Annotated in this window: 7 protein-coding genes; all 7 read left to right on the plus strand. The window is 63.5% G+C overall.

What is annotated here, in order from left to right:
- Window positions 1-324: 324 nt before the first annotated feature.
- The 7 genes from M0D68_RS36520 to M0D68_RS36550 all read left to right on the plus strand — a co-directional run bounded on the left by M0D68_RS36520 (window position 325) and on the right by M0D68_RS36550 (window position 7963).
- Window positions 325-843, plus strand: coding sequence for a (2Fe-2S)-binding protein (locus tag M0D68_RS36520; protein ID WP_093647821.1), 519 nt, complete (start codon window positions 325-327; stop codon window positions 841-843).
- Window positions 844-853: 10 nt separating this feature from the next.
- Window positions 854-3235, plus strand: a complete 2382-nt coding sequence (locus M0D68_RS36525; RefSeq protein WP_266226915.1) for a xanthine dehydrogenase family protein molybdopterin-binding subunit — start codon at window positions 854-856, stop codon at window positions 3233-3235.
- Window positions 3236-3257: 22 nt separating this feature from the next.
- Entirely contained in the window at window positions 3258-4055 is a 798-nt protein-coding gene (locus M0D68_RS36530) for a xanthine dehydrogenase family protein subunit M (protein ID WP_266226917.1), read from the plus strand.
- A gap of 170 nt (window positions 4056-4225) precedes the next feature.
- On the plus strand, window positions 4226-5113 hold the full coding sequence (locus M0D68_RS36535; protein WP_054037965.1) for a MoxR family ATPase: 888 nt from the start codon (window positions 4226-4228) through the stop codon (window positions 5111-5113).
- 5 nt (window positions 5114-5118) lie between these two features.
- The gene (locus tag M0D68_RS36540) at window positions 5119-6381 is read left to right on the plus strand and encodes a VWA domain-containing protein (RefSeq protein WP_200651927.1); all 1263 of its coding nucleotides are present in this window, start codon (window positions 5119-5121) and stop codon (window positions 6379-6381) included.
- A complete protein-coding gene (locus tag M0D68_RS36545; protein WP_266226919.1) occupies window positions 6372-6968 on the plus strand; it encodes a CoxG family protein in 597 nt (198 codons plus the stop codon). Before M0D68_RS36540 ends, M0D68_RS36545 begins: the two co-directional genes overlap by 10 nt.
- Window positions 6941-7963 carry an XdhC family protein gene (locus M0D68_RS36550; protein WP_256455719.1) on the plus strand — a complete coding sequence of 341 codons (1023 nt, stop codon included), beginning with the start codon at window positions 6941-6943 and terminating at the stop codon, window positions 7961-7963. The genes M0D68_RS36545 and M0D68_RS36550 overlap by 28 nt, the downstream gene beginning before the upstream one ends.
- The last annotated feature ends 94 nt before the right edge of the window (window positions 7964-8057 follow it).

An 8057-nucleotide genomic window follows, 5' to 3' on the forward strand; every position in this document is an offset into this window, starting at 1 on the left:
ATAGACCACTAACAATTCAAGGAAAGGCACCAAAGCCAGATCAAGGAAAGGCCAAAGCCCCAGGAACACGGACAAAAGCGCCACGCAGGCAAAAAACCCAAAACCAGCGCCGTCAGGCAATCCCCCACCCGAACGGGCAAAAACCACCCCAAAACCCGCCGAGCAGGCACACAACCCAATAGCGCCCCCACCCAATTTGTGCTTTACTTTTCGGCAGACCCATAAAAAAAGTAAACCCGCAGCACCCTAATCGGACCCCACGAGCAGGCAGCTGAAAGCAGGAAAAAACAAAGGTCCGGTTTCACCCCATAAGGAGACAACTTCATGGCGATCAGCATCAGTCTGACGGTGAACGGCGCGCCCATCAGCGCCTCAATCGACCCCAACACCCTGCTTGTCCAGTTCCTGCGCGATCAACTTCGCTTAACAGGAACGCACATCGGCTGCGACACCGCCCAGTGCGGCGCATGCACGGTCCACCTGAACGGCCGCGCAGTCAAATCCTGCAACATCCTCGCGGTCCAGGCCGAAGGCGCAACCATCACCACCATCGAAGGACTCGCCAAAGACGGCGCCCTCCACCCGATGCAAGCCGCCTTCAAACACTGCCACGGCCTGCAGTGCGGTTTCTGTACGCCCGGCATGGTGATGAGCGCGGTCTCGCTCGTCGAGCGCCAACCCAATCTCACCGGCGACGACGTGCGCGCCCAGCTCGACGGCAATCTCTGCCGCTGTACGGGCTATCACAACATCGTCAAAGCAGTGCTCGAAGGCGCCGAAGGCATGAAGTCCGCCGGCACGGCCAACGCCAATGCCGCGGCCACTGCGCCAGCCACCGCCTGAGGAGCCGACGATGAACGCACCCGACACCCACCTCATCGGTACTTCCGTCGAACGTAAGGAAGACTATCGTTTCCTCACCGGCAACGGTCAGTACACCGACGACATCGTCCTGCCGCAGCAAACCTACGCAGTATTCCTGCGCTCACCGCACGCACACGCAAAAATCAACAGCATCGACACCACCGCGGCCAAACAATCGCCCGGCGTCGTCGCGATCTTCACCGGCGCGGACATGGCTGCGGACAACGTCGGCGGACTGCCGTGCGGCTGGCTAATCCACAGCACCGACGGCAAGCCGATGAACGAGCCGCCGCATCCGATCATCGCGCACACGAAAGCGCGCCACGTCGGCGATCAGGTCGCGCTCGTCATCGCCGATTCGATCAAGGCCGCGAAAGACGCCGCCGAACTGATCGAGGTCGATTACGACGTGCTACCGGCCGTGGTCGACACCGCGCACGCGTCCGATCCGGGCCAGGCCGCGGTTCACGACGAAGTGCCGGACAACGTCTGCTACAACTGGGGCCACGGCGACAAAGCCGCGACCGACGCGGCCTTCGCGAAAGCCGCGCACGTCACCACGCTCGACATCGTCAACAACCGCCTGATCCCGAACGCGATCGAACCGCGCGCGGTCAACGCAAGCTACTCGGTGCAGGACGACAGCTACACGCTCTACGTCGCGAACCAGAATCCGCACGTGGAACGCCTGTTGATGGCCGCGTTCGTGCTGTCGCTGCCGGAATCGAAACTGCGCGTGATCGCGCCGGATGTCGGCGGCGGCTTCGGGTCGAAGATCTTTCTATACGCCGAAGACGTCGCGCTGACGTGGGCATCAAAGAAGATTCGCCGTCCGGTCAAATGGACCGCCGAGCGCTCGGAAGCCTTCGTGTCCGACGCGCATGGCCGCGATCACGTGACCAAAGCCGAATTGGCCATGGACGCCGACGGCAAGTTCCTCGCGATGCGCATCCACACGATCGCCAACATGGGCGCGTATCTGTCGACCTTCGCCTCGAGCGTGCCGACCATCCTGTACGCGACGCTGCTCGCCGGTCAGTACGCGACGCCCGCCATCTACGCCGAGGTGAAAGCGGTCTTCACCAACACCGTCCCGGTCGACGCCTACCGCGGTGCCGGCCGTCCGGAAGCAACGTACGTGGTCGAGCGTCTGGTCGAAACCGCCGCACGTGAGATGAAGATCGATCCGGCCGAAATCCGCCGTCGTAACTTCATCCGCGAGTTTCCGTACGCGACGCCGGTCGGCCTCACCTACGATACCGGCGACTACGAGGCCACGCTGAGCCGTGCGCTCGAACTAGCGGACGTGAAAGGCTTCCCGGCACGCAAACAGGAATCCGAAAAGAACGGCAAGCTGCGCGGTCTCGGCTACTCGTGCTACATCGAAGCCTGCGGTTTGGCGCCGTCGAACATCGCCGGAGCATTGGGCGCACGCGCCGGGCTCTTCGAAGTCGGCCAGATTCGGGTGCATCCGACCGGCTCGGTCACCGTGTTCACCGGCTCCCACAGTCACGGCCAGGGGCATGAGACAACCTTTGCGCAAGTGGTCGCGGACCGGCTCGGCATTGCGCTGGAGAGCGTGGAGATCGTGCACGGCGACACCGGCCGCATTCCGTTCGGCATGGGTACGTACGGCTCGCGCTCGATCGCGGTCGGCGGCTCGGCGATCATGAAGGCGCTCGACAAGATCGAAGCCAAGGCGAAGAAAATCGCCGCTCATCTGCTGGAAGCCGCGGCCGAAGACATCGAGTTCAAGGATGGCGTATTCCGCGTCGCGGGCACCGATCGCACCAAAGCATTTGCCGAGATATCGCTCGCCGCCTACGTGCCGCACAACTATCCGCTCAACGTGCTCGAACCGGGTCTCGAAGAAAGCGCGTTCTACGATCCGACCAACTTCACGTATCCGGCGGGCTCGTACATCTGCGAAGTCGAGGTCGATCCGGAGACCGGTGTCTGCCGTATCCAGCAGTTCACCGCGGTCGACGATTTCGGCAACGTGATCAATCCGATGATTGTCGAAGGCCAGGTGCATGGCGGCCTGGCACAGGGCATTGGGCAGGCGATGCTGGAGCGCTGCGTGTACGACAACGAGAGCGGCCAGTTGCTGTCCGGCTCCTATATGGACTACGCGATGCCGCATGCGTCCGATCTGCCGAACTTCACCGTCGAAACCGCGAAGGGCACGCCGTGCACGCACAATCCGCTCGGCGTAAAAGGCTGCGGCGAGGCAGGCGCAATCGGTTCGCCGCCGGCCGTGATCAACGCGATCCTCGACGCACTCGCGCCGCTCGGCGTGACCGACCTGCAAATGCCGGCAACGCCGCATCGCGTGTGGTCCGCGATCCACGCAGCCAAGCAACCCCACTAAGATCCTGAGCGGAGCATTCGACATGTATTCATTCGAGTATCAACGCGCGACGGATCCCAAAGCGGCCGCCGCAGCCATCGCTGCCGACAGTGACGCCAAGTTCATCGCCGGCGGACAGAGCCTGTTGCCCACCATGCGTCTGCGGCTCGCGCAGCCGTCGCAACTGATCGACGTGACGCGGATTCCCGCGCTCAAATCGATCACCGTCGATGCCGGCAAGGTGACGATCGGCGCCGCCGTTTGCCATGCGGACGTCGCGGACCATGCGGAGCTGCGGCGCGTGCTGCCGGCGCTCGCGGACCTCGCCGGGCACATCGGCGATCGCCAGGTGCGCGCGCTCGGCACCATCGGCGGTTCGCTCGCGAACAACGATCCGGCCGCCTGCTATCCGGCTGCTGCGATGGCCTTGGACGCGACCATCGTCACCGATCGGCGACGAATCTCGTCGAGCGATTTCTTCGTCGGCATGTATGAGACCGCGCTGGCGCCCGACGAGTTGATCGTGGCCGTCGAGTTTCCCGTGCCCGAGCGCGCCGCTTACGAGAAATTCCGTAACCCGGCGTCGCACTTTGCACTGGTCGGCGTGTTCGTCGCGAAGTTCGCGAGCGGCGTGCGTGTCGCAGTGACAGGAGCGGCGTCTTCGGTATTTCGCGTGCCGGAACTGGAAAGCGCACTGACGGCGAATTTCACGCCCGAGGCCGCGCGAGGGGTAACCGTATCCGACGCCGACCTGAACACCGATATGCACGCGAGCGCCGAATATCGCGCGCATCTGATCCCGGTGTCGGCCGGGCGAGCGGTGACGAAAGCGAACGGTTAGCGATCCTTGCAGTTTGCGGCTGACGTGTCTCGGCGGAGCACGTCAGCCGTGTTCGATCACGCACGCGGTGTGGCGCGACGCTCGCGTTCATTCGCTCCGTTCCGCCGACGGTATGAGTGACACGGACGAGCGCGCCGTTTTGCTCTTCACCATGCAGAGTCAGGAACACCATGCAGCCTGCTTCCATCGACGACACTCTCGCGCAACTCGCCGCCCAAAACTACTTCGCCAGCCGCGAACTCGCGACCGCGTTGTATCTCGCCCTGCGCATGGAGCGGCCGTTGTTCGTCGAAGGCGAGCCGGGCGTCGGCAAGACCGAACTCGCCAAAGCCGCGGCGGGGATGCTCGGCACCTCGATGCTGCGGCTGCAATGCTACGAAGGGCTCGACACCGCCAGCGCGCTCTACGAATGGGACTACCCGCGCCAGATCATGGCGCTGCGTCTCGCCGAAGCCGCCGGCGAGCGGCCCGGCAACGACACGCTGTATCGCAGCGAATTCCTGTTGAAGCGTCCGCTGCTGCAAGCGCTGATGCCCGACGAAAACCATCCCGGTGCGCGGCGTGTACTGCTGATCGATGAGATCGACCGCGCCGACGAACCGTTCGAGGCGTTTCTGCTGGAACTGCTGTCGGACTTCCAGGTATCGATTCCCGAATACGGCACGGTGCGCGCGGAACAGCCACCGCTCGTCGTGATGACGTCGAACCGCACGCGCGAAGTGCACGACGCGTTGAAACGCCGTTGCCTGTATCAATGGATCGGCTATCCCGAGCGCGACCGTGAACTGGAGATCGTCGCCGCGCGCGCGCCGCAGACATCGGTTGAATTGCAGCGGCGCGCGGTCGATTTCGTACATCGGCTGCGCGGCATGGATCTGTTCAAGGCGCCCGGCATAGCCGAAACGATCGACTGGTGCCGCGCTTTGGAAGCGTTATCGGTGACGGAGCTCGATCCGCAGTCCGTACAGAACACCCTGGGTGTGCTGCTCAAGTATCAGGACGATCTGGCGCGCATCGACGCCGCGCAGATCGCGCAATGTCTCGCGACGCCGGGATAACGGCGATGACCACCTTCGCCGATACTTCGAGCGCCTCGGCCGCACCGATCGATACGCCCACGCTCGCCCACAACGTCGTCCACTTTGTGCGCGTGCTGCGCGGCGCGGGCTTGCCGATGTCACCGGCGCAAGCCGTCGATGCACTCGCCGCGTTGCACTGGATCGACCTCGGCCGCCGCGACGATGTGCGCGCCGCACTCGCCACGTTATTGGTCTCCGCGCCGGACGAACGCGACCTCTTCAACGCCGCCTTCGATCTGTTCTGGCGCGACCCGGATTGGGAAGGCAAACTGCGCGCGCTGCTACTGCCGAAAGTTCGCGATGGGTTGCCGCCACCCAAACGCAACAACCGTCTCGCCGACGCGCTTGCCGTACGCACGCCCCCCTCGCCGCACAGCAAGGCGCCACAGGAAACCGAACAACACGAACTACGCGCGCACGTTACCTTCAGTGCGGAAGAGCGGCTACGTCATCGCGATTTCGAAACGCTTTCCGCTGACGAATGGCGGACGTTGCGGCATCTGATTCGCGGCCAGCGTCTGCCGCTTGCCACCGAGCCGACGCGCCGCCTGAAGGCCGCGTCGCACGGCACGCATGCCGATTTGCGCGCGAGCGCACGACAAGCGGTGCGCGCCGGTGGCGACTGGACAGTGTGGAAGTATCGCGCGGTAGTGGAACGCAAACCGCCGCTCGTGCTGCTGCTCGATATCTCCGGCTCGATGAGCAGCTATTCCCGCGCGGTGCTGTACTTTTGCCACGCGCTTCTGCAATCGCGTGAGCGCCTGCAGGTGTTCCTTTTCGGCACGCGCCTGACCAACGCGACCCGCGCGCTGCGCGAGCGCGATCCCGACGTGGCGATCGCGACGCTCACCGATCAGGTAGTCGACTGGTCGGGTGGCACGCGGATCGGCGCGGCGCTGGCCGAATTCAACCGGCGCTGGGCACGTCGCGTGCTGACCGGCAGAGCCACGGTGCTGCTCGTCACCGACGGCCTCGATCACGAAGCGATCGACGTACTCGACACCGAAATGGCCCGCTTGCGCCGCTTCGCACACCGTATCGTGTGGCTCAATCCGCTGCTGCGTTTCAGCGGTTTTTCACCGAAAGCGCGCGGCGTGCAGGCGATTCTGCCGTACGTCGACGCACATCGCCCGGTTCATAATCTGGACAGTCTGACGGCGTTCGGCCGCGACCTCGCGCAGCTCACACGCGCGCCTCGTTCGACCGTCTCCGCGACGACAACTGCAGGAGCAACGCCATGGAATTAAGTGAAACCCATACGCTGCCGGTTTCCCAGCAGCGCGCGTGGGATGCGCTAAACGATACCGAAATCTTGCGCGCGTGCATTCCCGGCTGCGAGAGCATCGACCCGGATGGCGAAAACGCGTATGCGGTGGTGTTGAGCGCATCGGTCGGTCCGGTGAAGGCGCGCTTCAAAGGGCGTATGCTGCTGACCGATATCGAGGCGCCGAACAGCTACACCATCGTTTTCGAAGGTCAGGGTGGCGCGGCGGGCTTCGGCAAGGGCAATACGCGCGTCACGCTCGAACCCGAGGGCGACGCCGCGACGAAGCTCTCGTACACGGCGACGGCACAGGTCGGCGGCAAGCTCGCCCAGATCGGTTCACGGCTGGTCGACGGCGCTGCACGTAAAATCGCGGGCGAATTTTTCAAGCGCTTCGGCGCGCAAGTCGGCGGCGACGCTGACGGCGCGACGGCCCCGGATGTCGGCGACGCTGCAGCAACCGACGCGGCGGCGCAGAATACAGAATCGAATGAGGCCACGGACATTGAGTCCGGCGGCGACGGAACGAAAAGGAAGAAATCATGGACAGCGTGGATCTCGAAGTCCTGAAGTCCAGCGCACGTTGGCTGGAAGAGGGACATCGCGCGCTACTGGTGACGGTGGTGAAGACGTGGGGTTCGTCGCCGCGTCCCGAGGGCGCGATGCTCGCGGTGCGTGACGATGGCCTTGTGGTGGGTTCCGTCTCGGGCGGCTGCATTGAAGACGACCTGATCGACCGCGTGCGGCAAAAGGGTATTGAGCAGACCCGCCCGGAGGCGGTGAAGTACGGCATTACCGCGGAAGAAGCGCATCGCTTCGGCCTGCCTTGCGGCGGCACGATCCAGTTGGTGCTCGAGCCTTTGACGCCACAAAGCGGCATTGCCGATCTGTGCCATGCGGTGGAAGACGGCCGCCTGGTGGCGCGCGAAGTCGACATGGTGACGGGCGCGGTACGGCTCGACGCGGCGCTGGCAACCGACGGCGTGCATTTCGACGGCGAGCGTCTGCTGACGATTCACGGCCCGCGTTACCGGATGCTGGTGATCGGTGCGGGGCAGTTGTCGCGCTATCTGTGCAACATCGCGGTTGGGCTCGATTACCAGGTGACCGTATGCGATCCGCGCGAGGAGTACACCGAGGAGTGGAGTATTCCCGGCACGAAGATTGTGCGGACGATGCCGGACGATACGGTGATCGACATGAAGCTCGACGAGCGGTGCGCGGTGATTGCGCTGACGCATGATCCTAAGCTGGATGATCTCGCGCTGATGGAGGCGTTGAAGACGCCGGCTTTTTATGTGGGCGCGTTGGGGTCGAGAAGGAATAATCAGGCGCGGCGCGAGCGGTTGAAGGAGTTTGATCTGAACGATACCGAGTTGGCCCGGCTGCATGGGCCGGTTGGGATTTATATTGGCAGCCGGACTCCGCCTGAGATTGCGGTTTCTATTCTTGCTGAGGTTACTGCGGCTAAGAATGGGGTTTCGTTGCCGACTCTATTACAGGTTGAGGGCGCTAAGGCCGCGCGGGAGATTGCTGCTTCTGGTGGGGCTGCTTGTAGTGTTTAGGTTTTTTGCCTTTTGCGGCGGCATTTGGCCGTGTTATTAGGGCTTTGGCCTTTCCTTGTTTTGTTAGTGGTCTATTAGTGTTGCCCCTGTGCGG

The organism is Paraburkholderia sp. SEWSISQ10-3 4, from assembly GCF_030464785.1.
Lineage (GTDB): Bacteria > Pseudomonadota > Gammaproteobacteria > Burkholderiales > Burkholderiaceae > Paraburkholderia > Paraburkholderia aspalathi.

What these genes read in the sequence shown, in the direction of transcription:
- M0D68_RS36545 (WP_266226919.1), top strand. Translation starts at nt 6,372, where the DNA reads ATGGAATTAAGTGAAACCCATACGCTGCCGGTTTCCCAGCAGCGCGCG.
- M0D68_RS36535 (WP_054037965.1), top strand. Translation starts at nt 4,226, where the DNA reads ATGCAGCCTGCTTCCATCGACGACACTCTCGCGCAACTCGCCGCCCAA.
- M0D68_RS36550 (WP_256455719.1), top strand. Translation starts at nt 6,941, where the DNA reads ATGGACAGCGTGGATCTCGAAGTCCTGAAGTCCAGCGCACGTTGGCTG.
- M0D68_RS36520 (WP_093647821.1), top strand. Translation starts at nt 325, where the DNA reads ATGGCGATCAGCATCAGTCTGACGGTGAACGGCGCGCCCATCAGCGCC.
- M0D68_RS36525 (WP_266226915.1), top strand. Translation starts at nt 854, where the DNA reads ATGAACGCACCCGACACCCACCTCATCGGTACTTCCGTCGAACGTAAG.
- M0D68_RS36530 (WP_266226917.1), top strand. Translation starts at nt 3,258, where the DNA reads ATGTATTCATTCGAGTATCAACGCGCGACGGATCCCAAAGCGGCCGCC.
- M0D68_RS36540 (WP_200651927.1), top strand. Translation starts at nt 5,119, where the DNA reads ATGACCACCTTCGCCGATACTTCGAGCGCCTCGGCCGCACCGATCGAT.